The organism is Exiguobacterium sp. s163 (assembly GCF_018617135.1).
In the GTDB taxonomy this organism is placed as follows: domain Bacteria; phylum Bacillota; class Bacilli; order Exiguobacteriales; family Exiguobacteriaceae; genus Exiguobacterium; species Exiguobacterium profundum.
Genome location: NZ_JACSJN010000001.1, coordinates 503,849 through 529,156 on the forward strand (window position 1 = coordinate 503,849; position 25,308 = coordinate 529,156).

Sequence of the window (25,308 nt, forward strand, 5' to 3'; positions counted from 1 at the left end):
TATCTTGAATGGATTCGTCGAACGCCTCATCGAAATGCTCAATCAGTTGCCGCGTCCGCTTCGGTCCGACCCCTCTCACTTTTTAAGTCGCCTGAAAAATCGCCTCACGATGTTCTGCACCTCAGTCTCAGAGTACCGTTTTCTCAAAGCGCTCCTCCGTTTCGGCTGGAACTTTCGCTCCTGCTTCCGGCGCTGTTGCCGGTTCAGTTGTTCCGCCATCCCTTTCCTCTCCTCTCTGCCATACCTCGTTTCGCATGAATCGTGCACCGTCTCCCCTGAGGAGCTCCAAGTTCCGTCGACAGCCCGACTCCCCGTCGGCTACGGTCACGAACGACTGCTCCGTGCCGTCCTCGAGATAGTGCACCCGATACGTCTTCCAGTCCGGTGTCATCCCCATCGTTCACGTTCCTCCTTCCGGTCGACATGCATACCGATGAGCGTCAGAAGTGCGAATACGGAAAGGACGTCCATCCTGTTCAGCGCACCATATAGGACGGCGAGCACCCCTGACCACATCATCAGCACGCCCATCTCAGTAGCCTGTCGCCATCCGGCCGTAGTTCTTCTTGAGAGAGTCCTCGAACGCCGTCGTGATCTCGTCGGTCGTGGCACCGAGCGCTTCCGATATGGCGATCAGCGAGGCGATGGATTCCTGGACCGTCCCTTTGACCGCTTTGAAGAAGATGTCCTCATGCGGATAGCACTCCCGTGAAATGCGGGACACCTTTTGATATTCATGGTCGATGGCCGCATAGCAATAGCCGACGGTTCGTGTCTGGTTTGCCATGCTCGCGACGAAGTGGAAACAGTCGGCGACCTCATCGATGAACCGTTCGCGGTTCCGTTCCTTGAGCGTCCACCACTTCCAATCCTTCTGGAGCTCCTTGATTGCCTCGTTCGCTTCGTTCATATAGGCGATGTCGAGCGATTTCAGTGACGGTGCTTTCGTTTCGCGCATTTGATAAATATGTGTGTCCAGCTTCTCCTGTTCCTCACACATGTGACGGAACAGTTCGCGTGTCAGTATCATTTCTGCCATGATCGGACCCCTTTCTGAGCCTGTTTTCGATTTTTGGGTAGAAGAAATCCCCGATTCGGTTAGAGCCGGGGATCCAGTTGTCGGGCGTGCAAATCAGATGGTGAGGATGCGTTCGTTCTCGACTCGGTCTTTCGGAAGTCGATGACGGTCGATTCGGCAGCCGTGTTCGGTTCCTCGACTTTGGTCCCGTCGTCGTTGATGATCTCGCCTGATTCGATGTCGATCGTGAATTGGCCCGGCATCGCCGACTTGAGCTCACGGCCGATGACTTGGCTTCCATCGTGTCCGATCATGAGCGATGCAGAGACGGACGCCGCAGGGACCAGTGTCGATTTGACAGACGTGACGACGTCGGCGAGCTCACGGCGATTGTTCGGCTCGAGTTCGAGTGTGATCGTCACCTTGCGCTTTTTCGTCGCTTCCGTGTTCGGGTCTTGGATGTTCTCGAGCACCTTTCCGATTTCTGCGTTGACGCGTTCGAGCAATGCCCCGTCCGCAAAGTTGTTCAGGTCGATGTGTTTGTACATGATTTATTCCTCCGATGTGTGTGATTTGAATGCTAGTTCCTCGGCGATTGGGTCAAGGTAATCGAGGATGATGCCGTTCCGGCTGTAAATTCGATGCGTCTGACGTTCGCGGAACCATTCGATAGGGATAGACTTACGCTCAGTGCTGTTACGCCACCTGAGGGCATCCTCGGCCTCCAAGAGATAAGTCTCGCTGTGGAGCTCGAAGTGCACGAGCAGGAACGACATCCCGCCGAAGTCGAGAACGCGTCTCAGTTCCGTGTACTGTTCGTCGGTCACCTTGTCGACGGACAGGTAGTTCTTTCGTGTCGACTTGGCGTCGAAGGCGATGAACCGCCCGTTCACGGTGCCCATGTAGTCGAGCCCTCCGGAGCGTTCGAACCAGTGCTTCTGGATGGTGCCTTTTTTATCGCGCTGGATCTTCGATTCCGGGAACGTCTTCCGGACGTGGGCGATTCGCTTCAGACGATACGTGTGGTTCGCGAGGTCGACCATCTGCTCGAATCGCTGTCCGCGGTTGCGTGGACTGATCTTCATGATTTCCCTCCCCTCAGGTCGTCCCAGAGCCCGAACACGTCGGCGATTCTGCCGAGCAGTGCGTCACGGTCGTTGAAGTAGCTCTGTCGGTTGCCATAACCGAGTTCCTGGATGACAATGGCGTCGGTGTTGCGTAATCCTTTCCGGAAACGGAGGTCCCAGATGCGGATCAATTCCGGCTGTGTCTCCTCGAGGAGTTTACGGAGATAGACGAGCTCCGATAGTTCTGCGAGCGCGTGGTCAAGTTCCTCCTTGGCGATCACCGCCTTCTCGACGGGCGATGAGGGAGCCTTGTGGCTCTGCCCCTCACTCGTCTGATAGTTCGGCGTCGTCGCGGTGACCAGTCGGCTCTCCAAGTGGTCGATGCGGATCGGGAGCGTGAAGAAGTTGTTCAGCTTCTGCTCCGCGATCTTACGCGCCGTCTTCGATAGTTTTTGGTCGACGATATGGTCCATTCACCCCTGCTCCTTTGTCTGCTAGATTGATAGGCGTCTCCACCCTTGGTCGACGAGTCGTTGCGTCTCCTGATGTGTGGCAAATGGTATGTACTGATGGACAACCTGCGTGCCTTCTATTCTCGTCAGATATTGTTCTTTGGTGCCCTTGTATCTCAGGACTCTGTCCGGGCGCCTCGGTTTCGCGCCTCGTGTTTTTCTTTCCATCTCGTCACCACCGATCTATACGGTTCCCCGTCGAGTGACCATTCGTCCTGTTCCCGATAGAGCAGCTCTGCCGTTTCGATCGGGCAGAGCCAGTTCTCGACGTGGACCAGTACACCTCCCTCGACGCGATGTCGTGTGATGTCCTTGGACACGATGATCAGATGGACCGTGTCCCCCTCCACTTTGCGATAAACGATGCCGCCCATGCCTTGACCCCTTTCCGCCTTTGCCGAATGATTTGCGACTGGATGCGATGTAGTGTCTTGCGTTGACTTGCCCGTGATTCGAGATATTGCGACTGCTTTGTGTCCTGTTCGGCGGTGTATGAGATTCTCATAGCGGGTTCCCCGCCGCCATCTGGTATTTCACGATGCGCTCGGCCGCCCGTGGCATCGTCAGCGCCGCCCGTCCGGTCGCGTCCGGATAGTCGAACACGTCCCGGTTCTTCCACTTGCGCTCGATGCGATAATGTTTGCCGAGCTGTCCGTTCGCCGAAAGGAGGACGGGGATCATGGCCGACACCGTCTTTCCGTCCACCTTGTACCCAAGGTCCACCCACTCGAACGAGAAGACCTGTCCTCTCGCGTCACGCATGATGCGCCGTGGCGTCTCTCCCTCGAAGGCGAGATAAGAGACGTGCGGATCCATCTCTGCTGCTCTCATGTTCGTTCACTCCTGTTCCGTTCGATTTGTTTGAGTTGTTCTGAGAAGTGGCGCAGGCACCGGGCGACGATGTCGTCACCCTTCGCCTCGTAGCGTCGCATCTCACGTTCCAGTGATTCGATTCGGTCGTTGCGGTCTTGCGTCAAGCGGTCGTCCCGCCCTTCAGTCCCTGCAGCATCGCTTCAATCTCGTCATCGTCCGGCACCTCCGACTCGAGTTCCGCCTTCTTCCGTGCCGCGTGCTCGCGGGACTCGCGTTCTTCCTCGGCGAGCCATTCCGGTGTCTTGGAGTCGGGATTCGTGCCGGTCTGCTGTTGTTGGCGACGTTGTTCTTGGAGTTTGATGGCGGACAGGGTGAACAGCTTCTGCGAGATGCATCGGTTGACGATGCGATTGACATAGTTGAGTGACCGCTTCTCTTGGATGACCGCCTGTTCGAGCGCATAACGTGTCGCCTCGTAACTGGCATCCTCGATCATGCCTTCGAGCATGGAGATGGTGTGCGGTGTCGCCAATCCCAAATTGTTTTGATAAAAGCTCGTCAGGTCACTCAACTGTTCCGCCGCCGGCGCATCATTCGTCAGTTGTCTTTTTTCTTGTTGTTGTGGTTGTGGTTGTGGTTTTGTTTCTGTTTTTGATTCTGTTTTTGTTTTTGTTTCTGTTTGTCCGTTTTTTTCGGACGATTCGTCATACGATTCGTGGTACGATTCGTCATTTTCTTTCGGAATGGCTTGGTTGAGCGATTCTTCATTTGACGATTCGTTGCACGATTGGTGGGTCGATTCGTCCGACGATTCGTCATGCGATTCGTGGCACGATTCGTCATACGATACGTAGTACGATTCGTAGACCTGACGGATACCGTATATCGGGACGTGTTTTCCGACGATTTCGATATAGGGTTGATGTTTCACTTTGGCGAGCTCAGACTTGATGAGATCCTGTACCGGTTTTCCACCTCGTTTGAAGTTGTACTTCGCCCAGTTGAAGATGACGAGCTCTCTCGTCTCGACGTGATAGTCGATGAGCTTGTGATAGGAGATGAACCGGTCCATGAGGGCGTTGACCGTCTCGGTCGAATAGCCGAGCTGGAAGGCCATCTCCTTCTTCGTGATGCCATAGATGCCGCATTGTGTCGTGTTCGGATTCGTGAGGAGGTAGAGATAAAAGAGTTTATCTTCGGGTGTAAAATCCTCCATGATTTTCGGGTCTTTCCAAAAGTCTGTCTGCACTGTGCGATAAACGCTCATTTCGTTCACTCCGTTCTGTTATAAGCAAGGTCGTTAGAAAGGCAAATCATCATCTGACAAATCGATGCCACCCGAGTAGGGTTGTTGGTCGAACCCACCTTTTGCCGGTGGCGCTTCATCGTCCCTCGGTGGCGGTGCACTGTGGCGCCCATCCCCTTTGGAGCTGAGGAAGCGCACACTGTCCGCGACGATCTCGGCGCGATATCGTTTCTGTCCGTCTTGTCCTTCGTAACTGCTGATCTGGAGACGACCGTCGACGCCGGCCATGCTCCCTTTCGATAGATACTTCGATACGTTCTCCGCCTGCTTGCGCCAGACGACGCAATCGATGAAGTCCGCCTCCCGTTTCCCGTCCTGTCCGCTGAAAGGGCGGTCACAGGCGAGCGTGAAGCGTGTCACGGCGATGCCCGACTGGGTGTAGCGCATCTCAGGGTCGCGTGTCAGCCTACCTACTAATACGACTCGGTTGATCATTGACTCCCTACTTTCTTTCCGGCGGTATCCGCCTCGTATTGTTCGTCCCCTTCTCGGTAGAAGGTCTCATGCTTCGGCACGACCCACACCCAGTCACACTTTGGGTTAAAACCTTTTGGGTTGAGCAACAGCTCATATCCGACGCCGTTCTCGAGCTCGTATTCACGGATGCGTTCTTTCACCCGCTTCAAGTTCCCGTCCACCCTATTCAGATAGAGCCAGACGATGCCGTCATCACGGCGCATGGTATGGCTGCCATCCATGCCGGAGGCGTGAAGTTGTCCGACGAGCTTGTTGTTGTGGATCCGAAGGCGATGCCGGCTCATCCGGAGCATGTTCTGGTACTTACGTCGTAGGTTGAGCGAGTTCATCTGTTCCACCCTCCATCTCATTGATTTCGCGCTGGATGCCGTTGACCAACTTGTCCACCTGTTTTTGTGCGATGGTGAGCGAGTAATAGCCGCTACGCTTCCCATGCGCTCGTGACAGGCTCTTCAGTTCCTGCTGGATGTCGTCCAAATCTGCAGCAAGTTCGACGAGGCGGTTCACATCTTTGTAGAGGTCATCGAGTTGTTCGTTTTGAGTTTTCACTCGGTGTTCACCTCCTCCGATGAGTCCAAAGGAATGCATTGATTGATGACTTCTTCTGTCAGCAACAGTGGCGGATCGGCAATGAGTGCCGCTCCCTGTCGTTCAGAATCAAACTGTACCTTGTACCAACCCGCTTCGATGTAAGGATTCGTATCGGGCATGTAGATTTTGGCGACCGGCTCGTCCGGACGTTCGAGCATCTCTTTCCGGACATCAAACTCTTCAGAGTCTGATTGCTCGGTATGCTTGGCATGTTGGATGATCAGGAGTGCGACCTCCGTCATAATGTAGTCGCGGTCTAGGTGATCGATGACACGAGAACTTGAACCGAATCTGAACCATTCAGGCATTTTCGTCTGCAGCAGGCGGATGCCCGTTTCGGGGTTCACGACGGCAATCGAGTGAATCATTGGAAGGACGCCGTATCGTTTGCCGTCGATGGTCAAGATGATTCCTTTATATTGCACGACCCCGAAATACTCACTTCCAGAGTGAAAGTTAATCAAGGTCGGCTTATCCGAGATTTGAATGTTTGCTCGTTTGTTTGACATCACTCGCTCGCCCCTTCCTCGATATCCTCGTCGATTATGTGTAGCGACCCGTAAAATACGGCGCTCATCACGAACGCGACGGCAGGGATGACCCAGTACTCGAAGCGTGAATTCATCGTGGCCATGAGCCATAGTCCCGACCCGAGCGCCGTGAGCATGAGCCCGTAGCGGATAGTGTCCAGTTTTTGTTGCAGATGCATATTGCCCTCTCCTTTTCAACTCGCGCCGCCCGTGCTACACTGGAACTGTTCAGGTTTATGTGTAGCCGTGTGGTCCGTTTGGGCGACGCGGTTTTTTATTTGTTCAAATTCTTGTCCTGGCGTCTGAGCCAGTCCTTCAAAAACGCCCTCACCTCCTCTCCCACCATGAGCCATTTGGTACCAGCCCGATATTTCGGGAAGTCCTCCTCATAGAAGAACGATTTCAAGATGAACGACTTGCTGAGGTTCGTTTGGCGGCACAGTTCCTCAATGTCCCAGAGGAACACGTCGGCGTGCGTCTGTTCGATGTGCTGTCGGATCTGCGCCTTGGCGATGTCGAGAATCTCGTTCTCGTCGATGTGGATCTGTAGCATGTCGACTCTCCTTTCAGCTGTCACGGATTTCGTTCAGTAATTTGGCGGTTGTCAACGCCTTGATGAGATTGTCGATGTCGCCGTGATTCAGAAACGCGTACTCTTCACCGAGTTCTAACAGGACCGCACTTTCTTCCTCTTCAGATTGAGGAGGTTCCAAGGTGTTGATCACAACCTCTTTTCCTCCATACGTATCGAACGCGATTTTTTCTTTCGTGATCAATGTGTGCTTGTTCATTTGTCCAACTCCGTTCATTTTTTAATTTGTACATCTCCTAAAAAATTGAGGACAGCTCTTTAGCTCCCGGGGTCTCATGATGCTTGACTGTTACACGCTCACTGCTCGGAACTCCTCACGTAACTTGCTGTAGAAATACTCTTGGCCTTTCCCAGTGATTTTAGGCGTGAAGGAGATTTCCGTTCCCGCTGTGCGAACGACCGGGCGTTCTACAAGTTCTAACACTCCCATGTCAATGTAACGCTGATACGGTCGGTTATTTCGCATGAGGTAACCGTTAGTCCGCATCCATTGAAATAAGCGTTTTTCTCCGATGACAAGCCCTTGTTTGCTGATAACCTTAGCGAAGTCGCGAATCAAAATGCCTCTCTTATCATTGGCGATTGTATTCGCGAATTCGACAAGTGGCTGCTGTTCTGCGATGATCCGTTCGGCTTCGACCCGCTTTTCTTGCTCTGCTTTCAAGTTCTGGGCCAACTGGATAATCGTGTCCGGATTGAGCAACACCTCTTCGATTTTTTCAGGCGTCATGTAAGCTCCGTGTTTGCGAATAGACGGCAAGACTTCCGAGGTGACCCATTTCCGAAATCGCTTCGCCTGTGGTTTGCGACTGTCGAGGATGACGTCGTATAATCCATCTTCGTTAATGACCGTGACTTCTTGTACTCGATTCAATGAATCCATGATGGTATGAGTTGAACTCACCCCATCGGATAATCGTTCTTTCACTCGAGCTGGGGTCGATAGATCGAGCACCTTACATACATCAGCCAGAACGAACAACGGATTTTCTTTTGTCCCTACAATCCGAATATTGTGACCTTCAAATTCTTTTGATAGCTGGTACATTGCGTTACCTCCTGTATGAGTTAATAGGAAACCGGGTAATATATAGTATCTTTATTCAAGATTCTTGAACATGATTCCCAAAAAAATATTTTCCGAAGTTCAGACCTAATTTTCTCGAGACGTCCACAATACGCTTACCACTTGGCGTGCCACCATTTTCCCAATAAGAGACTGTTGATTTCGCAACGCCTAAGTAGTTACCGAACTCCTCTTGGTTCATTTCAAGAGATTTTCTAAGTTCGATTAAAGTTTGATTTTTAGTACTTACCATTTTTCATCACCGCCTTTCGTTCAAGAACCTTGTACCCTTATATTAAGTTCAAATATCTTGTACGTCAATACTAAAAACCAATTTTCTTGTACTTTCTTTTCGAACTGTTCCGCTCTATACAAAAAACTTGTACTCTATAAGGAGGAAGATATGATGATTGTTTCTGGAGGGACGTATATGTTTGGGGAAAGACTTAGAAGCGCAAGAAAAGCTCGAAAGATTTCTCAAGATGAATTAGCCAAGGTAATCGATGTATCGAAAGGTACTATTTCAAATTATGAAAACGGCGTTAGTTTTCCGAATGAAGAAAAACTAATAAAAATTTCTGAGCGATTAAATGTTTCGTTTGATTATCTATTAGGAAGAATCGATGATCCAGACATGACACTTGAGGAATACATCAATAAGAAATCGGAAGAAGAGGATATTATCGGCCTTCATTTTTCGAATGAAGAACTCAAGAACCTTAGCAAGGAAAAAATTGATTCCATCATTGATTTCGTTAATTACCAAATTGAATCAGAAAAGAAAAAGCGATGATGCCATTACTAGGCCTCATCGCTTTAATGTTTTATCTTTATTTTCCAATGCGTCTTTTTGGGTGATCTCATCAAGCCGATAGAAGATGATTTTTCCAAGTTCGCTATCTTTCTTGCCCACCAGTTTAACGAGTCCAGTTTTCGTACTCAAATAACAACTCATGTTATTATTGTCAGCCAAAGAAACCCCTCCATCTACGAACGACCGTTCATGTATTTATTTCTCATCGTTAAGATAACACCACAAAAAGACCGAGTCAACATAAATAACTAAATATCATAATACATAAGTGTTGACATCGTCAACAAAAAATACTTTTATAATTCAATGTTCGCTCTTTAAAACAAAATTAAGAACACTTGTTCTTGTTTATGTACTCAGTATGAGCCCAACACAAAATATTTTCAACCATTTTCCTAAATGAGACAATCTGAGATGTTCGACAAAGTTCCTAAAACAACATATTTTTGTCGAACGATTCTCAATAGAAATGTCTAGTAACATTCATGGGTAATTTTAGGACGGGTGCTACAATAAAGGAAAAAGATTGCAGGAGGATGAAAAATGAGTAAAGTATTTGATTTTAAAACGAATGGAAAAACTACTGTAACAATCGAAAATGGGTTCATCAAGATTTCTCGTCGTGGTTTGATGAACCGTATTAATAATGGAGGTGGAGATAAAAATATTCGTATAAATTCACTCTCAGGTGTCCAAGTCAAAAAGCCAGGTTTAACAACTGGATACATCCAGTTCATCTTCTCAGGTAGTAAAGACTCCACTGGGGTGATGGATGCTGTGAAAGATGAGAATACGGTGATATTCAATAAACCTGAATATGATCAAGCACTTGAACTTCGGGATTACGTTGAAGAGCTCATGAATCAACCAAGCACTAATCAGACTGCAGCTACAACGATTTCCATCGCTGATGAATTGCTAAAGTTAAAACAATTACTCGATGCAGGAGTTTTGTCCCAAGAAGAATTTGACACTCAAAAAGCAAAACTCTTAAGTAACTAAGATTCAATTCAAATTTTTTAATTTTATCGTTCTTAATTTTATTTAGAAACAATAATAAAACCTTTAGTTCGAGTGCTGCTCTCGAACTAAAGGTTTTATTATTCATTCGAATCGGATTCAAGCTCGCTCACTGGGATGAACCAAGCTTTCTTACCATATGTCTTAGCGTAAATCTTTTGTTGAGTACGTGGATCGATTCTCCAAGCACGAAAGACCCCGTAACAACCGAACTTTTCACTGTAAACTACCTTTGACATGAATATCATATCCCTTCTACACAAGTTTTTACTTGTAGAAGGACCGATAACTTTGTTATCATATACAAGTACACGAACCCGTCAAAGTTATGTACAAGAACATGATGCAGCAAACAAAATTAATGTATCTTAGTTCGTCGGCCCTCTACAAGGGCTATTTTTTTTACCCATTTCGTTCCCTCACCTTCTAATATTATTGAAACGTCGTACCGCGACTTCTCTTGAAACGCCACATTGTTCGACAATTTGCTCAATAGTCAGTCCTGCAATCAGATGTTCCGGGGCCAACAATTCACCGGCGAATTCATTAGCCTGCCATTCAGGATCTTCATAAGCTTTGATAATAGGAAGTTTACCGTCTACACGCGCAAGCTTTTTGACATCATTATGAAGAATCGCATGTCCAATTTCATGAGCTAGTGTAAAACGGTGCCTCGGATTTCCTGCCAAGGCTTTCTCATAAACATCTTCTCGAATCACGATTTTCTTGTAATCGGGTAGATACATAGCATAGTCACTCATCTCATGTTCTTCCACCACTTCATACTCAAAATCGTCGCCAAAAATTCTGACCATTCCGCTTTCAAGCGCATCCAAAATATCAAGATGCATATTGTTACCCTGCCCGAAGACTCGTCTTAATACAAACGCTAACGTCCTGATGTCTCTTCTCGATAATGGCTTCGTTTTATATTGTGATTGCGTCATCGTAACCTCCGGCCGAATTAGATTATTTAAGAATATCAAAAACTTTTTTTAATTGCTCTTCAGAAATATCTTCAGACTTTCGCGCCAATGCCTTGAGTAAAACTTGGTTATTTTCGCCCGTTTCATTTAAAGAAAATGCAATCACCTTCTCAGTTTCAATGATCGATTCTTTAAGTTCCCATCGCTGAAGATCATCCAAGTTATATGTCTGAAAAATAACTGTTTCCCATTCTGCTGGGACACTTCTCTTTCCGTTTTCAACCGCCGATAGATATGATACGGTGACGTTTAATTTGGAAGCCATGTCTTTCAAGATTTCATTGCGATCAATACGTAGCTTGCGACAAAACTTTCCGAATGGAGTAAGCACAACGTTACCTCCTTTTGATTCCTCGAATTTAAAACAAAATACACTCTTAATTTGTAGGAGTCGTGAGATACTTCTTAACTCTAATATACACAATTCTATTTATTAATTCAACAATTTTGTTGAACTAAATCTAAAGATTTTCTTTTTTTTAAGTTTTTAGCACTTATAATACACTGGTTTTTCGAATATTATTACATCGAGAGGAGTGAATGATATGGCAATCTTTCGTAAGCGAAACGGAAAATGGCAATACCGCATCTATTTTTATGACGAGGGCGGAAAGCGACGCGAGCGATCCCGAAGCAACTTCACGACGAAGCGTGAGGCTCAGATGGCTGCGGCCAAAGAAGAATCTAAGCTGTTGAATAATACGTTCGTGATGGACCAGAACGTACGCTTCGACACCTTCGCCCTCGAATGGCTCGAAACGTTCAAACGACCGCACGTCAAGGAGTCGACCTACGATCGAATCAGCCGGACCGTCAAAAACCACCTCATCCCTCAGTTCGGGGAATATCGATTGATCGACATCAATCGGGTCATGTACCAGAAATGGATCAATGAGAAGGTCGAAGTATATAGTCTTGGTACCGTCCGTTCGTTCCATTCGACGTTCTCAAGCATCCTCGACCATGCGCTGCTGGACATGAATCTGATCGAGAAGAACCCCGCCCACCGTATCCGGATATCGAAACGGGACGACACACCGGACGAGGACGACGATGTATTGGAGTTCCTCGAGATGGACGAACTCAATCGATTGCTCGCCTACCTCGAGGCGACACCGCACGGGAAGTACAAGCGCTCCATCCAATATCTCGCCCTCTTCACGCTGATTGCCCGGACCGGTCTTCGTGTCGGCGAGGCGTTGGCGCTCGAGTGGGAGGATATCGATTTGGACGCCGGCACCGTCCGCGTGAATAAGACCCTTTCATTCGGTTCGAAGTTGGAACTCAAGGTGACGAAACCGAAGACGAAGAAGGCGAACCGAACGTTGCGGATCGATTCCCAGACCAAGGAACTCATGCAACGACACCGGACCAGCCAGAAAGAGGTCTATCTCGCCTATCCGAATTACAAGAAGCCTGAACTCCCCCTCGTGTTTCACAGCCCGAACGGTAAATGGCTCCGAACGAGCATCGTGAGGGACTATCTGAGGGACGCCTGTAAAAAGAGCGGCGTGCAGCATATCAGTCCACATGTACTCCGTCACTCGCACGCTGTTCATTTATTAGAAGCAGGTGCGGACGTGAAGTATGTGGCTGATCGTCTTGGTCACGCCGATACAAAAATTACGATGAACATCTATCTTCATGTTTCGAAGAAAATTGAACATGATGCAATGGAACTTTACGAAAAGAGAATAGATAGCCTCTCGGAAGCCTCAATCAAGATGTCAAAAAAGCTTTATTCAAGCAATTAATAAATTGTTTGAATGAAGCTTTTTCTATTCACCTTTTAAATTTTATAAAACAGTCCTCGAGGCTCACCATTGGCACGCAAATAATTATCGATACCCTCAATGAGATAAAACATACTATCAATTATAGTCTCATAGGCAAACCTTGCTTCATCTTCTGTAGCGGATGTCTTAGCACCATGCGCAATATCGTTACGCCACTTCAGTACTTTCTTCTCCCACTTCTTCCAGTAAGGTGAATCAGAAAGTTTGATACCGTACATGTTATAAAATAAGGGATTTACCTTATTCGGTAGATTAGTTGATACCAATATTCTGCCCACGGTATCTTCGTCCAGACCTATATTTATATATCTATGCCTAAGCATAGTGTCTAAAAAATTTTCAAACGTAATTTCTGATAAGAGGATACAAGTGAGGTAATTCTTTTGAATGAATTGGTCTAATGAATACTGAAGTAAATGTAACCATGGTAAATCATAATCATAATCAATAATTTTTGACTTTACTATCACATAGAGCGGCGTCGTCTTTCCAAAAAGAGTAGTGTCTCCACTTTCTTCTAATGAGGTGTAGATCAAGAAACCATCGGTTGTGATATCAACTACACCGGCTTTAAAAGAATCTCTAACCGGAATCAACATCACATCATATACTTTCATTGTCGACTGCGGCAGTTTGAAATATGTAGTGAATCCAATTTTAACATCGATCATCAAGTTATGCATTCCATTGGCTAGAAATGTGTTCCCAAAAATCCCGTCTACTGTTTTCAACCCCGTCTTTAATCCTTCATAGACGTTGAACGTATAACCGCAATCAGGATCCTGGCATGTCAAATCAACACTTTGCAATTCATCTTCCGAGAACGACCATGCTCTATCACATCTACTACATTGAACTGTAAAAGGGTACAAAGCTGTATAATCCATTCCACCACCTCTTTCGGATATTTCAATTTACGGTAGAATCTCTTTCCAAACAAAAATGAGGGCTGATTGAGGGCTAGAACAAAACTAGACCTCAAAACAGCCCTTAAAACACTGGGATTAAGCGATTATCCAATCGAACCTTCCATCTCGAACTTGATGAGACGGTTCATTTCGACCGCATATTCCATTGGTAATTCTTTTGTGAATGGCTCGATGAAGCCCATTACGATCATTTCTGTCGCTTCTTCTTCCGAGATTCCACGGCTCATGAGGTAGAAGAGTTGCTCTTCTGACACTTTTGAGACTTTCGCTTCGTGCTCGAGCGACACTTGGTCGTTCAAGATTTCGTTGTACGGGATCGTATCTGACGTCGACTCGTTGTCCATGATGAGCGTATCACACTCGATGTTCGAGCGTGCGCCCTTCGCCTTACGGCCGAAGTGGACGATTCCACGGTACGATACTTTTCCGCCTTGTTTCGAAATCGATTTCGAGACGATTGACGAAGACGTGTTCGGTGCGAGGTGAATCATTTTCGCGCCAGCGTCTTGGTGCTGTCCTTTACCAGCGAGGGCGATTGAGAGTGTCATCCCACGTGCGCCTTCCCCTTTCAAGATGACAGCCGGGTATTTCATTGTGAGTTTCGAGCCGATGTTTCCATCGATCCACTCCATTGATCCACCCGCTTCACAGACTGCACGTTTCGTTACCAAGTTGTAGACGTTGTTTGCCCAGTTTTGGATTGTCGTGTAACGGCAGTATGCATCTTTGTTGACGAAGATCTCAACGACCGCTGAGTGAAGCGAGTTCGTTGTGTAAACCGGTGCCGTACAGCCTTCGACGTAATGAACCGATGCGCCTTCGTCGACGATGATGAGCGTACGCTCGAACTGACCCATGTTTTCCGAGTTAATGCGGAAATAAGCTTGGAGCGGTTGCTCGAGTTTCACGCCTTTTGGTACGTAGATGAACGAGCCACCCGACCAAACTGCTGAGTTGAGGGCCGCAAACTTGTTGTCCGTCGGCGGAATCAACTTCCCGAAGTACTCTTTGAAGATCTCTTCGTCTTCTTTGAGGGCTGTGTCTGTATCTTTGAAGATGACACCTTTCGCTTCGAAGTCTTCTTGCATGCTGTGGTAGACAACCTCAGACTCATACTGAGCCGAGACACCTGCCAAGTATTTTTGCTCTGCTTCTGGGATACCGAGCTTGTCAAACGTACGTTTGATTTCTTCTGGTACCTCGTCCCATGAGCGTTCTGTCTTTTCAGATGGTTTGACATAGTACGTGATTTCGTCGAAATCAAGTGCCGAGAGGTCTCCGCCCCATGTCGGCATCGCCATCTTGTTGAAGTGATCCAACGACTTCAAACGGAAGTCGAGCATCCATTGTGGCTCTTCTTTCATGCGCGAGATCGTCTCTACGATTTCTGTCGTCAAGCCACGGCCTGAACGGAAAATCGAAACGTCCCGATCATGGAAGCCGTATTTATAATCGCCAATTTCCGGCATGTTCTTTGCCATATCGGTCTCCTCCTTCTCCTTACGCGTCCTCGTCTACTCCTTTTTCAAGCGCCTTCCACGCTAGCGTGGCACACTTGATTCGAGCCGGGAATTTCGATACGCCTGAGAGCGCCTCGATATCACCGAGGTCAAACGTATCCGTGTCGTACTCTTTTCCTTGAACCATTTCAGAGAAGATGTTGGCGAGTTGAAGCGCCTCTTCTACTGTTTTTCCTTTAACGATTTGGGTCATCATCGATGCCGAGGCGAGACTGATTGAGCAGCCTTCCCCTTCAAACTTCGCATCTTTGACGATGTCGTCTTCGACCTGTAGTTGAAGACGAAGCGAATCCCCACACGTCGGGTTGTTCAAGTCCACCGTCACGCCATCTTCGATGACGCCACGGTTTCTTGGGTTTTTATAGTGATCCATGATGACCTGGCGGTACAACATGTCGAGATTATTAAAACTCATAATTGAAATACTCCTTCGTTTGACGTAATCCCTCGATGAAGCGGTCGACTTCTTCTTTTGTGTTATACAAATAGAAGCTCGCCCGTGCCGTCGATGATTGCTTCAAAAGACGCATGAGTGGTTGTGCACAGTGATGACCGGCACGAACCGCGATACCTTGCATATCGAGCACAGTCGCGAGGTCGTGAGCATGAACGTCCTTCAAGTTGAACGTGACGAGACCGACGCGATCTTCAGGACCGTAAATCTCGATCCCTTCAATCGTTTTCATCTGCTCGATTGCGTAAGACGCGAGTTCACGTTCGTGTGCTTCAACGTTTTCAAGACCGATTTCTTCTAAGAAATCGATAGCTGCCGCAAGTCCGACCGCTCCGGCGATAATCGGTGTTCCCGCTTCGAAACGGTACGGGATGTCTTTCCACGTCGATTCATATAAATCGACATAGTCAATCATCTCGCCACCGAACTCGACCGGCTCCATGTTTTTCAGGAGTTGCTTCTTCCCATATAATACACCGATCCCAGTCGGTCCGAGCATCTTATGTCCAGAAAAGGCAAGGAAGTCACAGTCGAGTGCTTGGACGTCCAATTTTCGGTGCGGTGCACTTTGCGCGGCATCGACGACCATGACAGCACCTTTTTCATGCGCGAGTCGAACGACTTCGGCAATCGGGTTAATCGTCCCGAGTACGTTCGAGACGTGGCTCATCGCAACGATTTTCGTCCGATCCGATAACACCGCTTGAACGGCATCGAGTGTGACACGTCCGTCCGGCGTGAGCTCGACGTAACGAAGTGTCGCGCCTTTTCGCTTGGCGAGTTGTTGCCATGGGATTAAGTTCGCATGATGTTCCATCGGAGTGAGGACGATCTCGTCGCCTTCACCGACATTCGCATCTCCGTAGCTCGATGCGACCAAGTTGATGGCCGTCGTCGTTCCACGAGTGAAAATGATTTCTTCAGGAACCGCCGCATGGATGAATGAGCGGACGCGTTCGCGTGCCCCTTCATACGCATCCGTCGCTTGCGTCCCGAGCGTATGGACGCCACGATGCACGTTCGAATGGTTGCGACGATAATAGTCCTCGATCGCCTCGATGACAGCGAGCGGCTTTTGTGAGCTCGCCGCGCTATCAAGATAAACGAGCGGGTGTCCATTGATTTCCTGATCTAAAATCGGAAACTGTTCACGAATCGAGGCGTTCAACATCTTAACGTACTTTCCCTTCGATGACTTCGCGGAGACGGTCTTTGACCGAATCGATTGCGAGTTCTTCGACGACAGGCGTCAAGAATCCGTGGATGATTAAACGCTCTGCCTCTTGGCGAGACAAACCACGGCTCATCAAGTAGTACAATTGAACATCATCGACACGACCGACAGACGCTGCGTGACCTGCCATAACGTCATCTTCATCGATAAGAAGAATCGGGTTGGCATCACCACGTGCTTTTTCAGAGAGCATCAAGACGCGCTCTGTTTGTACACCGTTCGATTTTGACGCACCGTGGTGAATCATCGATGTCCCGCTGAAGATTGCAGTGGCTGCGTCTTTTTGGACACCGTGAATCAAGATGAACCCTTCAGATGCTTTCCCGAAGTGATCGGTACGAATGTTGAAGTTTTGTTTCTGTGCACCGCGACCGATTGTCACAGCTTTTGTATCTGAATACGTGTTGTCGCCGACGAGGTGAGTCTTCGTCTCGACGACCGAGTTCCCGTCGTTCATGTGACCGAGCGCCCAATCGAGGCGACCGTTCGCATAGACGACACCGCGACGATTCATGAACGTAAGTGCTGATTCAGCGAGCTGATCGACACCACCGAAGACGACTTTCGCGTTCTCTCCAGCGAATACTTCCGTCACGACGTTGACCGTGTGCGGTTCATTCGTGCCAGAAAGGAAGTTTTCGATGTATGTCACTTCACTACCTTCGTCAGCGACGAGGATCGTGTGGTGATAGAGGGCACCGTTCGCCTGTTCCATCGTGAAGATCGCTTGAAGCGGATCTTTCAATTGCGTGTTTTTCGGTACGTAGATGAATGCACCACCGTTTGTGAGGGCAGCATTCAACGCCGAAAGACGTTCTTCATCGACACGTACGCCTTCCGTCATGAAGTATTTCTCAACGAGCTCAGGATGTTGCTCCATCGCTTCTTTGATTCCCATGAACAAAACGCCTTCAGGCATCGACAATTCGTTATAGACGACATGACCGTTGCGTTCAACGAGCACGTTTGTCCGGTGGTCTCCGAGGAGTGATTCGATGTCCGCTGTCAAGCCGTCTTTTTGTTCGAGCTCGACATCTCCCGCTGTGAAGTCCCACTTATCAATCTTAATTTTTTCAACTTTTGGCAAAGCAAGTGTCGGCGCAAGTTCTGCTGCCTCTTTACGACGGTTGACCATCCATGCTGGTCCGCCGAGCGCTTCTGCACGTGCCGACAACGCTTGTGCATCCAATTCAAATTGTACGGTCATCGTACAGCCTCCTTACGCTTCTGTGTCTACTGTCATTCCGAGTTCTTGCTTCACCCAGTCGTAACCTTCTGCCTCGAGTCGCTGTGCGAGCTCTTTACCACCAGACATGACGATTTTCCCGTCCATCATGATGTGTACGAAGTCTGGCTCAATATAGTTGAGGAGACGTTGGTAGTGCGTGATGATCAAGCAGCCGAACTCTTCTGAACGCATTTCATTTACGCCTTTGGCAACGACTTTAAGGGCATCGATATCAAGACCTGAGTCGATTTCATCCAAGATGGCGATGTTCGGTTGAATCATCATCATTTGAAGAATTTCGTTACGCTTCTTCTCACCGCCTGAGAATCCTTCGTTTAAATAACGGTGTGCCATTTCTGAAGGGATTTCGAGAAGTTCCATCTTCGCATCGAGTTCACGGATGAACTTCATGAGCGAGATTTCTTGACCTTCTTCACGACGTGAGTTGATTGCCGAACGCAAGAAGTCCGCGTTTGTGACACCACTGATTTCAGCCGGGTACTGCATCGCAAGGAACATCCCTGCTTGTGCGCGCTCGTCGACTTCCATCTCGAGGACATCTTCGCCGTTTAATTCGACGCTTCCCCCAGTGACCTCATAAAGTGGATGACCCATGAGTGCTGATGCGAGTGTTGATTTACCAGTCCCGTTAGGACCCATGATGGCATGAATTTCGCCACCTTTAATTTCTAGGTTAAGACCTTTGACAATCTCTTTTCCTTCGATTGAGACGCGGAGGTCATCAATTTTCATTTGTGGTACGTTAGACATTCGGATACCCCTTCCGTATTTTCTCGCCATAGTGAATGGCGTAGATTAGATATATTCTAATCTTAGACTAGTCATTTTTTTATTTCAAGCGACTCACCTTAGAATTCATTCTCAATAGAATGATAAAAGTTGAGAATGCTAATAGTAGGAAATCAAGACATTATCCGGCATTTTCTTCGACGAGTGCGAGGACTGCTTTCCGCTCTCGTACGGCAGCCGCGAAGAAGAAGGCACCACATCCCGTCAAGAGCGCCAAACTTCCGAATACAGGAAGCGATGACTGACCGAATGTATCGAGTAACACACCCCCGATAATCGGTCCGATTGTCTGTCCGAGTGACGTCAATCCCATCGCCCCGAAATAAGTGCCCCGTAAATGTTCCGGCGCGAGTTCATCTGTCAAGACGTCCGTCATGGTGAACATCAACACCTCACCGACGGTAAAGATGGCCATTGCGACAAAGAGGACCCATTCGACCGTCGCAAAACCGATGAGCAAAAGCCCGAATGACAAGGTCGAAATCCCGAAAAAGAGTGACTTGATCGGAGAGACACGAATCCCGAAACGCATAATCGGATATTGGACGATGAGAACCGTGATGGCGTTCGTCGTTAATAAGTAGGCGAATAATCTCGAGCCTTCTTCTAATCCATCGCGTAGCGCGATGAATTGCGGGAGCGTCGAATTGAACTGGCTATAACCGATAATCGCGAAGATCATCCCGATGATGACCGCCCGAAACGTTCGGTCATCTCTCAGGACACGAAACGTCTCCGTCAAGCGCGGGCGTGCCTTGATTCCGTCCCCTTCTTCAAACGGATATTTGTAAAACAGGGTCGAGATAATGATTCCGTATAATATGTAGACAGCCGTCACAACGAAGAACGCGGTCTTCACACCGGTGAGTGATAAAACGACAGCTAAGAGTGGCCCGATGGCCGCGGCGATATTGATCATGAAGTAACGGACGTTATAGACGATGACCCGTTGGTCCGCCTGTGTCGTGTCACTGATGAGCGCACGCGAAGCCGGTTCTAGGAATGATCGTGACGTCCCCATCAACATCGACAACATGTAAAACCAAAACAGTTCCGTCGCAAGTGCGAGACCAGCGAACGTGACGGCATTCAGCACGATCCCAATCAACATGAGTTGTTTTCGTCCATACCGATCAGAGAGTGTCCCCCCAAAGAAGCTCATGAACAGACCTGAAAGTGCCGTCACGGCAAAGATCGTTCCGATCACACTCGCTGAAAAGCCGAGCGTAGCTAGATAGATCGCAAAAAATGGCATGACAAAAAACGTCGCCAGTCGTGCAAAAAACGTCCCGAACAGGACGCCCCACGTCAGTGGATGAATCTGTCTGAGCTTCATCCAAATCCCCCCTTTTCTTTCATATATGTAGTGTACTTCTCTTTATGAAAGAACACTAGACAAAAAAAGACCCAGGAGGAAGACTCCTGAGTCGAGATGACTTATTGTTTGACCGGTACGACCGCACCTTTGTATTCGTCCAAGATCCACTGTTGTGTCTCTTCAGACGTCAATACTTCGAGGAGTGCTTTGACGCGCTCATCTTCTTCGTCCCCTTCACGCGTGACGATCAAGTTGACGTATGGTGAATCTTCCCCTTCGAGTGCGATTGCATCTTCAAGTGGGTTGAGACCTGCGTCGATCGCATAGTTCGTGTTGATGAGGACCGCATCGCCTTCTCCGTTGTTGTAAGCCGTCGGAAGAAGTGCTGCTTCCACGTCCGTCTTGAATTTCAAGTCTTTCGGGTTGTCGACGATGTCAGCGACCGTCGCATCGACCGTTTTGCCTTCAGCAAGCGTGATGAGACCTTCTGACTGGAGCATCGTAAGGATTCGTCCGTGGTCAGCGACCGATGAGCTCATGATGATTTCCGCACCTTCAGGAAGCTCGTCGAGCGATTTGTATTTTTGTGAGTAGACACCGATTGGCTCGATGTGGACGCCACCTGCTGATGCGAATTTGTAGTCTTTGTTTTCAGCCATTTGTGACTTGAGGTATGGTTCGTGTTGGAAGTAGTTCGCATCGAGTTCCCCGCTCGCGAGCGTCTTGTTTGGAAGCACGTAGTCTTGGAACTTCTTGATTTCGAGTTTGTAGCCCTTTGCTTCATATTCTTCTTGTACGTGCTCTAAAATCTCAGCGTGCGGTACGTTTGACGCACCGACGATCAATGTTTTGTCATCGCCAGAACCTGTTTCTGCCTCTTCCCCGCCGCAAGCTGCGAGAACCGTGAATGCTGATAAAGCTGTCAATCCGAGTACTGTTTTCCAAGTTTTCATAATGAATCCCTCCAAATGGTATATGTGTGATTAAGCTGAACGTTTATCAATTTTTGTGACGAGTCGGTCACCGATGAACTGGATGACGAATACGATGATCAAGATGAGCACCGTCGCCACGAACGTGACATCGTTTTGTGAGCGTTGGAACCCTTCCAAGAAGGCCAAGTTCCCGAGTCCGCCACCCCCAACGACTCCCGCCATTGCCGTATAACCGACGATGGCAACGATGGTCACCGTGAGTCCCGACACGATTGCCGGAAGAGCTTCCGGAATCAAGACTTTATAGATAATTTGCCATTTCGTCGCTCCCATCGATTCGGCCGCCTCGATGACGCCACGGTCGACTTCACGAAGCGCAAGTTCGACCATCCGAGCGTAAAACGGTGCCGCTCCGATGATGAGCGCAGGAAGCGCCGCCGTCGAACCGAGCATCGTACCGAGTAGGAACAACGTGAACGGGATGAGTAAGATAATTAAGATGATGAACGGAATCGAACGGAACACGTTGACGATCGCGCTGACGAAAACGTAAATCGGACGATTCTTCAATAAAAGTGATTCGTTTGTAATGTAGAGAATCAAACCTAAAGCGAGTCCGATCACAAACGTCGCCACACCTGCGACGAGCGTCATATACAGCGTCTCCCAAGTCTGTTCCATCATAATTTGCCAATCTACGTTAGGAAACATCGCTTTCCACCTCCACTTCTACGGATTGCGAACGAATCGACGTGATGGCACGTTCGATTTCACTTGCTTCCCCAATCAGTTGGATGAATAGCGTACCGAGCGCACCGACTTGTGACTGGGTCACGTTCCCGCCGATGATGTTGAATCCGATATCATGCGTCTTGAGGACGTCAGACAAAATCGGTTGTTCTGCCGTCTCGTTCAAGAATTTCAATTTGACGATTTGACCGCTCGGATACCGTTCTTTAAGATGTTCGAACGTGAGCGACAGATCGTCGACCGCCCCGATTTGCTTGACGAATTCTTTCGTAATCGGTTGCTCCGGATGTTGGAACACGTCCGAAACTTGACCCGTCTCGACGACTTTTCCGGCCTCCATCACGGCGACACGGTGACAAATCTTTTGGATGACGTGCATCTCATGCGTGATAAGGACAATCGTCAATCCGAGTTTCTTATTGATGCTGACGAGCAGTTCGAGAATCGAATCCGTCGTCTTCGGGTCGAGCGCGCTTGTCGCTTCGTCACAGAGGAGAACCTCAGGATTGGTAGCGAGCGCGCGGGCGATCCCGACTCGCTGTTTTTGACCGCCCGACAGTTGCGATGGATAGCTATCCTCACGACCAGCCAAACCTACGAGCTCGACGAGTTCCTGGACGCGTCGTTTCCGCTCACTTGCCGGAACCCCGATCAGTTCGAGTGGGAAACTGATGTTTTCTGCGACCGTGCGCGACCACAGAAGATTAAAGTGCTGGAAGACCATCGAGACGTTCTTGCGAACTCCCCGTAGTTCTTTCGGGCTGAGCTTCGTGAGCTCACTCCCGGCGACCTCGATTTCACCGCTTGACGGAGACTCGAGACGGTTGAGTAATCGGATGAGCGTCGACTTCCCCGCCCCCGAATATCCGATTATTCCAAAAATTTCACCGCGATCAATCGTTAGTGATACATCATCGACCGCCTGGACACGACCATTCTTCGTATCGAACCATTTGGCGACGTTTCGTAATTGAATCAATACCTTTCCCTCCTGACAACAAAAAAAGCGCGCACGTTTGAGCAAACGTGCGCACTTTATCGTACGGACAACGATTGCTCTCATCTGTCAAGGTTTCTCACCTTGCTGGAATTAGCACCATTTCGGATTGCTCCGCGGTTGCTGGGCGTCATAGGGCCAGTCCCTCAGCCTCTCTTGATAAGAGTGTTGTGTATTCGATTAGCTTTATCATAGCGACAGCTTTTTCTGCTGTCAAATCCTTTATTCAAAAAAATTAAAAAAAGGTGCCGTCCGAGGACGACACAGAACGTAGCACCTTGAGTCACGGAAGGACAGCCCATAGATGAAAATCTTTTGCCCGTTCAAGATTTACATCCTTATATGGGGGAGATTCACCAATCATCACTCGATCTTAGCTTGGACCGTGCGATTATACGGAACGTCTGTCTTCGCTTGATTTTTTTGGGGGACAATCGAAGGGAAGACTGACGTGTATTCGTATAAAGGTAGCAGCGGCTTCGCCAAAACGTCTTGATATCGGGAATATCGCGTCCTATTTTGTGTTCAAGTAAGATGTTGTAATGAATATACCATTCGTGAACTTTCTGTGTCAACTGATTATTTAAAATTTTCAGATTATTCTAATGTTCCTCTCTCACTTCACGAAAGAGAGGACATGTTGCACATTTTGAAACGCGTACAATCGATCTTGAACCTCGCCATTTTCAAGCTTCAACAGGGCGGGTACGCTCATCACTTGGTAGGCTTCTAGCTCTTTTGGGATATAGTTCGCATCTCGCTTTTCGATTTTAATTTCAGGGTCGACCGCTTCGACGACCGTCAACATTTTTTCCGCCACAGCGCATGTACCACACATCGGGGCGTATATATATAAGAATCCGTCTGTAATCATTCTTCTCACCTCTCTTGTCATTATAAGGGGCGATGGATTCCCGTTCAAAAATCGTGCTCTCGTAAAAATTCAGAATTTTTCAATGATTCTCTTGACTCTTTCTGGTGAGAGGAATAATATGGGTTCTAACTTTATCGCTTTTGTACATAACAGCAAAGAAGAAGGACAGGTGAATGAATGATGACGGAACCAACAACAGGTACGATGAAACAGTTCACGATGAACGTCTTAAACGGTCTCAGCATGGCGATTCTGATCGCCCTTATCCCGAGCGCACTACTCGGTGAATTAACGAAAGCCATACTTCCGTATTTTCCGTCTCTTCAATTCATATTGGATGCGACGACGATTGCGATGCGGCTTCTGCCAGCCATTATCGGGCTAGCGGTCGCCATGCAGTTCGGACGATCGATTCTCGAAGCCGGGACGATCGCGATTGCAACGTATGTCGGTAGCGGTGCCGTTCGAATCGACGAAGGTGCGTTCGTGATGGCGGGCATCGGGGATGTGATCACAGCCGGTGTGACCGCTGCAATCGCTACACTTCTTGTCATGAAGCTCGCTCCCCACTTGAAGACGTATACGGTCATTGTTATGCCGATGACCATCATTGTCGTCGCAGGAGGCATCGGTACCTTCTTGTTGACGTACATCTCCCAAATCACGACGTATATCGGTCTACTCATCATGACCATGACTGACCTGCAACCGGTCCTCATGGGGATCCTGATCGCCATGGCGTTCTCGCTCATCATCGTTTCGCCGATCTCGACCGTCGGGATTGCGACGGCCATCAGCCTGTCCGGTGTCGCGGCGGGTGCGGCGAACCTCGGAGTCGTTGCAGCCGGATTCGGTCTCGCGATCGCCGGATGGCAGGCGAACGCGACCGGCACATCGATTGCCCATTTCCTCGGTTCTCCGAAGATTCAGATGGCGAACTTTGTCCGACGCCCCATCATGATGCTTCCCATTTTGGCAAATGCGGCGATTCTCGGTGCGCTCGCTGGAATCCTAAAAATTGAGGGAACGCCAATCAGCGCCGGGTTCGGGGTGTCAGGACTCATCGGTCCAGTGAACGCCCTTCATCTCATGCCGGGTGGATTCGCTCTCTTCAACGTCCTGCTCGTCATCGTCTTGTTCGGTCTGATTCCCGTCGCACTCGGAATCTTCTTCTATCGCGTGTTTGAACGGGCGACTCTCGTCAAATCTGATCATTACCGACTCGATTTCGAGTAAAAAAAAGCCGGCTTCTCCATTGGAGAGGCCAGTTTTGATTATCCTTGAATCATCGCTTCGTATTCTTCTGCAGACATGAGCTTGTCGAGGTCTGACTCTTCCGTCAACTCGACTTCGATCATCCATGCGTTTTCAAACGGTGACTCGTTGACGAGTTCTGGAGAATCCGCGAGGTCCTCGTTCACTGCTGTGATGCGACCTGATACTGGTGCATACAACTCAGAGACCGTTTTCACTGATTCGACTGAACCGAATGGCTCGTCGAGCAAAATCGTACCATCGACTTCTGGGAGTTCGACAAACACGATATCCCCTAGTTCGCTTTGTGCGAAATCCGTGATGCCGATGCGGGCTTTCGTTCCGTTTACTTCTACCCACTCATGTTCTTTTGAATAACGTAAATTTGCTGGTACTTTGCTCATCCTAACTTCCCCC

Annotated in this window: 39 protein-coding genes and 1 riboswitch; of the genes, 4 read left to right on the plus strand and 35 right to left on the minus strand. The window is 48.6% G+C overall.

From position 1 onward, the window contains the following. Positions 1-127: 127 nt before the first annotated feature. The 19 genes from KNO71_RS02620 to KNO71_RS02705 form a co-directional block, all read right to left on the minus strand. Positions 128-397, minus strand: coding sequence for a hypothetical protein (locus tag KNO71_RS02620; RefSeq protein ID WP_214687119.1), 270 nt, complete (start codon positions 395-397; stop codon positions 128-130). After that, on the minus strand, positions 388-519 hold the full coding sequence (locus KNO71_RS17730) for a hypothetical protein (RefSeq protein ID WP_285223039.1): 132 nt from the start codon (positions 517-519) through the stop codon (positions 388-390). The genes KNO71_RS02620 and KNO71_RS17730 overlap by 10 nt, the downstream gene beginning before the upstream one ends. A 13-nt stretch (positions 520-532) precedes the next feature. Beyond that, on the minus strand, positions 533-1,039 hold the full coding sequence (locus KNO71_RS02625) for a dUTP diphosphatase (protein WP_214687120.1): 507 nt from the start codon (positions 1,037-1,039) through the stop codon (positions 533-535). Positions 1,040-1,098: 59 nt separating this feature from the next. Next, positions 1,099-1,566: a replication terminator protein gene (locus KNO71_RS02630; protein ID WP_214687121.1), complete on the minus strand. Its 468-nt coding sequence runs from the start codon at positions 1,564-1,566 to the stop codon at positions 1,099-1,101. Positions 1,567-1,569: 3 nt separating this feature from the next. Beyond that, a complete protein-coding gene (locus tag KNO71_RS02635; RefSeq protein ID WP_214687122.1) occupies positions 1,570-2,103 on the minus strand; it encodes a Holliday junction resolvase RecU in 534 nt (177 codons plus the stop codon). Then, positions 2,100-2,558: an ArpU family phage packaging/lysis transcriptional regulator gene (locus KNO71_RS02640; protein ID WP_214687123.1), complete on the minus strand. Its 459-nt coding sequence runs from the start codon at positions 2,556-2,558 to the stop codon at positions 2,100-2,102. The genes KNO71_RS02635 and KNO71_RS02640 overlap by 4 nt, the downstream gene beginning before the upstream one ends. Positions 2,559-2,713: 155 nt before the next feature. Continuing rightward, positions 2,714-2,971: a hypothetical protein gene (locus KNO71_RS02645; protein WP_214687126.1), complete on the minus strand. Its 258-nt coding sequence runs from the start codon at positions 2,969-2,971 to the stop codon at positions 2,714-2,716. Positions 2,972-3,098: 127 nt separating this feature from the next. After that, positions 3,099-3,428, minus strand: a complete 330-nt coding sequence (locus KNO71_RS02650; RefSeq protein ID WP_214687128.1) for a hypothetical protein — start codon at positions 3,426-3,428, stop codon at positions 3,099-3,101. Then, the gene (locus KNO71_RS02655; RefSeq protein ID WP_214687130.1) at positions 3,425-3,574 is read right to left on the minus strand and encodes a hypothetical protein; all 150 of its coding nucleotides are present in this window, start codon (positions 3,572-3,574) and stop codon (positions 3,425-3,427) included. The genes KNO71_RS02650 and KNO71_RS02655 overlap by 4 nt, the downstream gene beginning before the upstream one ends. Continuing rightward, positions 3,571-4,677 (minus strand): DnaD domain protein, encoded by a 1,107-nt coding sequence (locus KNO71_RS02660; protein WP_214687131.1) that lies wholly within the window; start codon positions 4,675-4,677, stop codon positions 3,571-3,573. Before KNO71_RS02660 ends, KNO71_RS02655 begins: the two co-directional genes overlap by 4 nt. Before the next feature lie 33 nt (positions 4,678-4,710). Next, complete coding sequence (locus KNO71_RS02665) at positions 4,711-5,151, minus strand: single-stranded DNA-binding protein (RefSeq protein WP_214687132.1); 441 nt, start codon at positions 5,149-5,151, stop codon at positions 4,711-4,713. Then, entirely contained in the window at positions 5,148-5,522 is a 375-nt protein-coding gene (locus KNO71_RS02670) for a hypothetical protein (RefSeq protein WP_214687133.1), read from the minus strand. Before KNO71_RS02670 ends, KNO71_RS02665 begins: the two co-directional genes overlap by 4 nt. After that, complete coding sequence (locus KNO71_RS02675; protein ID WP_214687134.1) at positions 5,497-5,742, minus strand: hypothetical protein; 246 nt, start codon at positions 5,740-5,742, stop codon at positions 5,497-5,499. Before KNO71_RS02675 ends, KNO71_RS02670 begins: the two co-directional genes overlap by 26 nt. Continuing rightward, positions 5,739-6,293 carry a hypothetical protein gene (locus tag KNO71_RS02680; protein WP_214687135.1) on the minus strand — a complete coding sequence of 185 codons (555 nt, stop codon included), beginning with the start codon at positions 6,291-6,293 and terminating at the stop codon, positions 5,739-5,741. Before KNO71_RS02680 ends, KNO71_RS02675 begins: the two co-directional genes overlap by 4 nt. Next, on the minus strand, positions 6,293-6,493 hold the full coding sequence (locus tag KNO71_RS02685) for a hypothetical protein (protein ID WP_214687136.1): 201 nt from the start codon (positions 6,491-6,493) through the stop codon (positions 6,293-6,295). Before KNO71_RS02685 ends, KNO71_RS02680 begins: the two co-directional genes overlap by 1 nt. Positions 6,494-6,588: 95 nt before the next feature. Further along, positions 6,589-6,867: a group-specific protein gene (locus KNO71_RS02690; protein ID WP_214687137.1), complete on the minus strand. Its 279-nt coding sequence runs from the start codon at positions 6,865-6,867 to the stop codon at positions 6,589-6,591. A gap of 13 nt (positions 6,868-6,880) precedes the next feature. Then, positions 6,881-7,105, minus strand: a complete 225-nt coding sequence (locus tag KNO71_RS02695; protein ID WP_214687139.1) for a hypothetical protein — start codon at positions 7,103-7,105, stop codon at positions 6,881-6,883. Between the two features lie 90 nt (positions 7,106-7,195). Beyond that, on the minus strand, positions 7,196-7,954 hold the full coding sequence (locus tag KNO71_RS02700; RefSeq protein WP_214687141.1) for a phage antirepressor: 759 nt from the start codon (positions 7,952-7,954) through the stop codon (positions 7,196-7,198). A 55-nt stretch (positions 7,955-8,009) separates the two neighbouring features. Beyond that, complete coding sequence (locus KNO71_RS02705) at positions 8,010-8,225, minus strand: helix-turn-helix transcriptional regulator (protein WP_214687143.1); 216 nt, start codon at positions 8,223-8,225, stop codon at positions 8,010-8,012. Positions 8,226-8,378: 153 nt separating this feature from the next. Here KNO71_RS02705 and KNO71_RS02710 point away from each other — a divergent pair, with 153 nt between their 5' ends. Then, positions 8,379-8,765: a helix-turn-helix domain-containing protein gene (locus KNO71_RS02710; protein WP_214687145.1), complete on the plus strand. Its 387-nt coding sequence runs from the start codon at positions 8,379-8,381 to the stop codon at positions 8,763-8,765. A 15-nt stretch (positions 8,766-8,780) separates the two neighbouring features. Here the strand turns inward: KNO71_RS02710 and KNO71_RS02715 are convergent, their stop codons facing one another. After that, positions 8,781-8,945 (minus strand): hypothetical protein, encoded by a 165-nt coding sequence (locus KNO71_RS02715; protein ID WP_214687147.1) that lies wholly within the window; start codon positions 8,943-8,945, stop codon positions 8,781-8,783. Positions 8,946-9,329: 384 nt separating this feature from the next. Between KNO71_RS02715 and KNO71_RS02720 the strand changes: the two genes are divergently transcribed. Then, the gene (locus KNO71_RS02720) at positions 9,330-9,788 is read left to right on the plus strand and encodes an SHOCT domain-containing protein (protein WP_214687149.1); all 459 of its coding nucleotides are present in this window, start codon (positions 9,330-9,332) and stop codon (positions 9,786-9,788) included. A 98-nt stretch (positions 9,789-9,886) separates the two neighbouring features. Here the strand turns inward: KNO71_RS02720 and KNO71_RS02725 are convergent, their stop codons facing one another. The 3 genes from KNO71_RS02725 to KNO71_RS02735 all read right to left on the minus strand — a co-directional run bounded on the left by KNO71_RS02725 (position 9,887) and on the right by KNO71_RS02735 (position 11,123). After that, positions 9,887-10,045 carry a hypothetical protein gene (locus KNO71_RS02725; RefSeq protein WP_214687151.1) on the minus strand — a complete coding sequence of 53 codons (159 nt, stop codon included), beginning with the start codon at positions 10,043-10,045 and terminating at the stop codon, positions 9,887-9,889. 180 nt (positions 10,046-10,225) lie between these two features. Further along, positions 10,226-10,753: an ImmA/IrrE family metallo-endopeptidase gene (locus tag KNO71_RS02730; protein WP_214687153.1), complete on the minus strand. Its 528-nt coding sequence runs from the start codon at positions 10,751-10,753 to the stop codon at positions 10,226-10,228. Positions 10,754-10,775: 22 nt separating this feature from the next. Then, positions 10,776-11,123, minus strand: coding sequence for a helix-turn-helix domain-containing protein (locus KNO71_RS02735; RefSeq protein WP_214687155.1), 348 nt, complete (start codon positions 11,121-11,123; stop codon positions 10,776-10,778). A 214-nt stretch (positions 11,124-11,337) separates the two neighbouring features. On the opposite strand from KNO71_RS02735, the gene KNO71_RS02740 reads away from it, so the two are divergent. Next, positions 11,338-12,546 (plus strand): tyrosine-type recombinase/integrase, encoded by a 1,209-nt coding sequence (locus tag KNO71_RS02740; protein ID WP_214687157.1) that lies wholly within the window; start codon positions 11,338-11,340, stop codon positions 12,544-12,546. 35 nt (positions 12,547-12,581) lie between these two features. On the opposite strand, the gene KNO71_RS02745 is transcribed toward KNO71_RS02740, so the two are convergent. The 11 genes from KNO71_RS02745 to KNO71_RS02795 form a co-directional block, all read right to left on the minus strand. Then, positions 12,582-13,475, minus strand: a complete 894-nt coding sequence (locus tag KNO71_RS02745) for a hypothetical protein (protein ID WP_214687159.1) — start codon at positions 13,473-13,475, stop codon at positions 12,582-12,584. 125 nt (positions 13,476-13,600) lie between these two features. Continuing rightward, a complete protein-coding gene (sufB, locus tag KNO71_RS02750; protein WP_047795116.1) occupies positions 13,601-14,998 on the minus strand; it encodes a Fe-S cluster assembly protein SufB in 1,398 nt (465 codons plus the stop codon). Between the two features lie 19 nt (positions 14,999-15,017). Continuing rightward, on the minus strand, positions 15,018-15,452 hold the full coding sequence (gene sufU, locus KNO71_RS02755; protein ID WP_026825487.1) for a Fe-S cluster assembly sulfur transfer protein SufU: 435 nt from the start codon (positions 15,450-15,452) through the stop codon (positions 15,018-15,020). Continuing rightward, positions 15,442-16,662 (minus strand): cysteine desulfurase, encoded by a 1,221-nt coding sequence (locus tag KNO71_RS02760; RefSeq protein WP_214687161.1) that lies wholly within the window; start codon positions 16,660-16,662, stop codon positions 15,442-15,444. Before KNO71_RS02760 ends, sufU begins: the two co-directional genes overlap by 11 nt. A gap of 1 nt (position 16,663) precedes the next feature. Beyond that, a complete protein-coding gene (sufD, locus tag KNO71_RS02765) occupies positions 16,664-17,932 on the minus strand; it encodes a Fe-S cluster assembly protein SufD (RefSeq protein WP_074036358.1) in 1,269 nt (422 codons plus the stop codon). 12 nt (positions 17,933-17,944) lie between these two features. Further along, positions 17,945-18,706 (minus strand): Fe-S cluster assembly ATPase SufC, encoded by a 762-nt coding sequence (sufC, locus tag KNO71_RS02770; RefSeq protein ID WP_143180266.1) that lies wholly within the window; start codon positions 18,704-18,706, stop codon positions 17,945-17,947. Positions 18,707-18,884: 178 nt separating this feature from the next. Next, entirely contained in the window at positions 18,885-20,099 is a 1,215-nt protein-coding gene (locus KNO71_RS02775; RefSeq protein WP_214687163.1) for an MDR family MFS transporter, read from the minus strand. A gap of 101 nt (positions 20,100-20,200) precedes the next feature. After that, positions 20,201-21,034, minus strand: a complete 834-nt coding sequence (locus KNO71_RS02780) for a MetQ/NlpA family ABC transporter substrate-binding protein (RefSeq protein WP_012726856.1) — start codon at positions 21,032-21,034, stop codon at positions 20,201-20,203. A 30-nt stretch (positions 21,035-21,064) separates the two neighbouring features. Next, positions 21,065-21,727, minus strand: coding sequence for a methionine ABC transporter permease (locus tag KNO71_RS02785; RefSeq protein WP_012726857.1), 663 nt, complete (start codon positions 21,725-21,727; stop codon positions 21,065-21,067). Beyond that, a complete protein-coding gene (locus KNO71_RS02790; RefSeq protein WP_012726858.1) occupies positions 21,717-22,745 on the minus strand; it encodes a methionine ABC transporter ATP-binding protein in 1,029 nt (342 codons plus the stop codon). The genes KNO71_RS02785 and KNO71_RS02790 overlap by 11 nt, the downstream gene beginning before the upstream one ends. 77 nt (positions 22,746-22,822) lie before the next feature. Continuing rightward, positions 22,823-22,929, minus strand: a riboswitch (SAM riboswitch). Between the two features lie 450 nt (positions 22,930-23,379). Next, positions 23,380-23,637 (minus strand): thioredoxin family protein, encoded by a 258-nt coding sequence (locus KNO71_RS02795; RefSeq protein WP_078147274.1) that lies wholly within the window; start codon positions 23,635-23,637, stop codon positions 23,380-23,382. Positions 23,638-23,817: 180 nt separating this feature from the next. Here KNO71_RS02795 and KNO71_RS02800 point away from each other — a divergent pair, with 180 nt between their 5' ends. Beyond that, complete coding sequence (locus KNO71_RS02800; protein WP_251024865.1) at positions 23,818-24,873, plus strand: PTS sugar transporter subunit IIC; 1,056 nt, start codon at positions 23,818-23,820, stop codon at positions 24,871-24,873. Positions 24,874-24,911: 38 nt separating this feature from the next. Here KNO71_RS02800 and gcvH read toward each other — a convergent pair whose 3' ends face one another. Continuing rightward, positions 24,912-25,295 carry a glycine cleavage system protein GcvH gene (gcvH, locus tag KNO71_RS02805; protein ID WP_012726861.1) on the minus strand — a complete coding sequence of 128 codons (384 nt, stop codon included), beginning with the start codon at positions 25,293-25,295 and terminating at the stop codon, positions 24,912-24,914. Positions 25,296-25,308 lie beyond the last annotated feature (13 nt).

Bases quoted from the DNA above. Each gene is read 5' to 3' on its own strand.
- KNO71_RS02740 (WP_214687157.1), top strand. From the start codon at position 11,338: ATGGCAATCTTTCGTAAGCGAAACGGAAAATGGCAATACCGCATCTAT.
- KNO71_RS02670 (WP_214687133.1), bottom strand. From the start codon at position 5,522: ATGAACTCGCTCAACCTACGACGTAAGTACCAGAACATGCTCCGGATG.
- sufB (WP_047795116.1), bottom strand. From the start codon at position 14,998: ATGGCAAAGAACATGCCGGAAATTGGCGATTATAAATACGGCTTCCAT.
- KNO71_RS02635 (WP_214687122.1), bottom strand. From the start codon at position 2,103: ATGAAGATCAGTCCACGCAACCGCGGACAGCGATTCGAGCAGATGGTC.
- gcvH (WP_012726861.1), bottom strand. From the start codon at position 25,295: ATGAGCAAAGTACCAGCAAATTTACGTTATTCAAAAGAACATGAGTGG.
- KNO71_RS02780 (WP_012726856.1), bottom strand. From the start codon at position 21,034: ATGAAAACTTGGAAAACAGTACTCGGATTGACAGCTTTATCAGCATTC.
- KNO71_RS02760 (WP_214687161.1), bottom strand. From the start codon at position 16,662: ATGTTGAACGCCTCGATTCGTGAACAGTTTCCGATTTTAGATCAGGAA.
- KNO71_RS02800 (WP_251024865.1), top strand. From the start codon at position 23,818: ATGACGGAACCAACAACAGGTACGATGAAACAGTTCACGATGAACGTC.
- KNO71_RS02710 (WP_214687145.1), top strand. From the start codon at position 8,379: ATGATTGTTTCTGGAGGGACGTATATGTTTGGGGAAAGACTTAGAAGC.
- KNO71_RS02645 (WP_214687126.1), bottom strand. From the start codon at position 2,971: ATGGGCGGCATCGTTTATCGCAAAGTGGAGGGGGACACGGTCCATCTG.
- KNO71_RS02660 (WP_214687131.1), bottom strand. From the start codon at position 4,677: ATGAGCGTTTATCGCACAGTGCAGACAGACTTTTGGAAAGACCCGAAA.
- KNO71_RS02775 (WP_214687163.1), bottom strand. From the start codon at position 20,099: ATGAAGCTCAGACAGATTCATCCACTGACGTGGGGCGTCCTGTTCGGG.
- KNO71_RS02695 (WP_214687139.1), bottom strand. From the start codon at position 7,105: ATGAACAAGCACACATTGATCACGAAAGAAAAAATCGCGTTCGATACG.
- sufD (WP_074036358.1), bottom strand. From the start codon at position 17,932: ATGACCGTACAATTTGAATTGGATGCACAAGCGTTGTCGGCACGTGCA.
- KNO71_RS02685 (WP_214687136.1), bottom strand. From the start codon at position 6,493: ATGCATCTGCAACAAAAACTGGACACTATCCGCTACGGGCTCATGCTC.
- KNO71_RS02745 (WP_214687159.1), bottom strand. From the start codon at position 13,475: ATGGATTATACAGCTTTGTACCCTTTTACAGTTCAATGTAGTAGATGT.
- sufU (WP_026825487.1), bottom strand. From the start codon at position 15,452: ATGAGTTTTAATAATCTCGACATGTTGTACCGCCAGGTCATCATGGAT.
- KNO71_RS02625 (WP_214687120.1), bottom strand. From the start codon at position 1,039: ATGGCAGAAATGATACTGACACGCGAACTGTTCCGTCACATGTGTGAG.
- KNO71_RS02665 (WP_214687132.1), bottom strand. From the start codon at position 5,151: ATGATCAACCGAGTCGTATTAGTAGGTAGGCTGACACGCGACCCTGAG.
- KNO71_RS02725 (WP_214687151.1), bottom strand. From the start codon at position 10,045: ATGTCAAAGGTAGTTTACAGTGAAAAGTTCGGTTGTTACGGGGTCTTT.
- sufC (WP_143180266.1), bottom strand. From the start codon at position 18,706: ATGAAAATTGATGACCTCCGCGTCTCAATCGAAGGAAAAGAGATTGTC.
- KNO71_RS02795 (WP_078147274.1), bottom strand. From the start codon at position 23,637: ATGATTACAGACGGATTCTTATATATATACGCCCCGATGTGTGGTACA.
- KNO71_RS02720 (WP_214687149.1), top strand. From the start codon at position 9,330: ATGAGTAAAGTATTTGATTTTAAAACGAATGGAAAAACTACTGTAACA.
- KNO71_RS02640 (WP_214687123.1), bottom strand. From the start codon at position 2,558: ATGGACCATATCGTCGACCAAAAACTATCGAAGACGGCGCGTAAGATC.
- KNO71_RS02785 (WP_012726857.1), bottom strand. From the start codon at position 21,727: ATGTTTCCTAACGTAGATTGGCAAATTATGATGGAACAGACTTGGGAG.
- KNO71_RS02690 (WP_214687137.1), bottom strand. From the start codon at position 6,867: ATGCTACAGATCCACATCGACGAGAACGAGATTCTCGACATCGCCAAG.
- KNO71_RS02650 (WP_214687128.1), bottom strand. From the start codon at position 3,428: ATGAGAGCAGCAGAGATGGATCCGCACGTCTCTTATCTCGCCTTCGAG.
- KNO71_RS02630 (WP_214687121.1), bottom strand. From the start codon at position 1,566: ATGTACAAACACATCGACCTGAACAACTTTGCGGACGGGGCATTGCTC.
- KNO71_RS02680 (WP_214687135.1), bottom strand. From the start codon at position 6,293: ATGTCAAACAAACGAGCAAACATTCAAATCTCGGATAAGCCGACCTTG.
- KNO71_RS02700 (WP_214687141.1), bottom strand. From the start codon at position 7,954: ATGTACCAGCTATCAAAAGAATTTGAAGGTCACAATATTCGGATTGTA.
- KNO71_RS02620 (WP_214687119.1), bottom strand. From the start codon at position 397: ATGGGGATGACACCGGACTGGAAGACGTATCGGGTGCACTATCTCGAG.
- KNO71_RS02730 (WP_214687153.1), bottom strand. From the start codon at position 10,753: ATGACGCAATCACAATATAAAACGAAGCCATTATCGAGAAGAGACATC.
- KNO71_RS17730 (WP_285223039.1), bottom strand. From the start codon at position 519: ATGATGTGGTCAGGGGTGCTCGCCGTCCTATATGGTGCGCTGAACAGG.
- KNO71_RS02705 (WP_214687143.1), bottom strand. From the start codon at position 8,225: ATGGTAAGTACTAAAAATCAAACTTTAATCGAACTTAGAAAATCTCTT.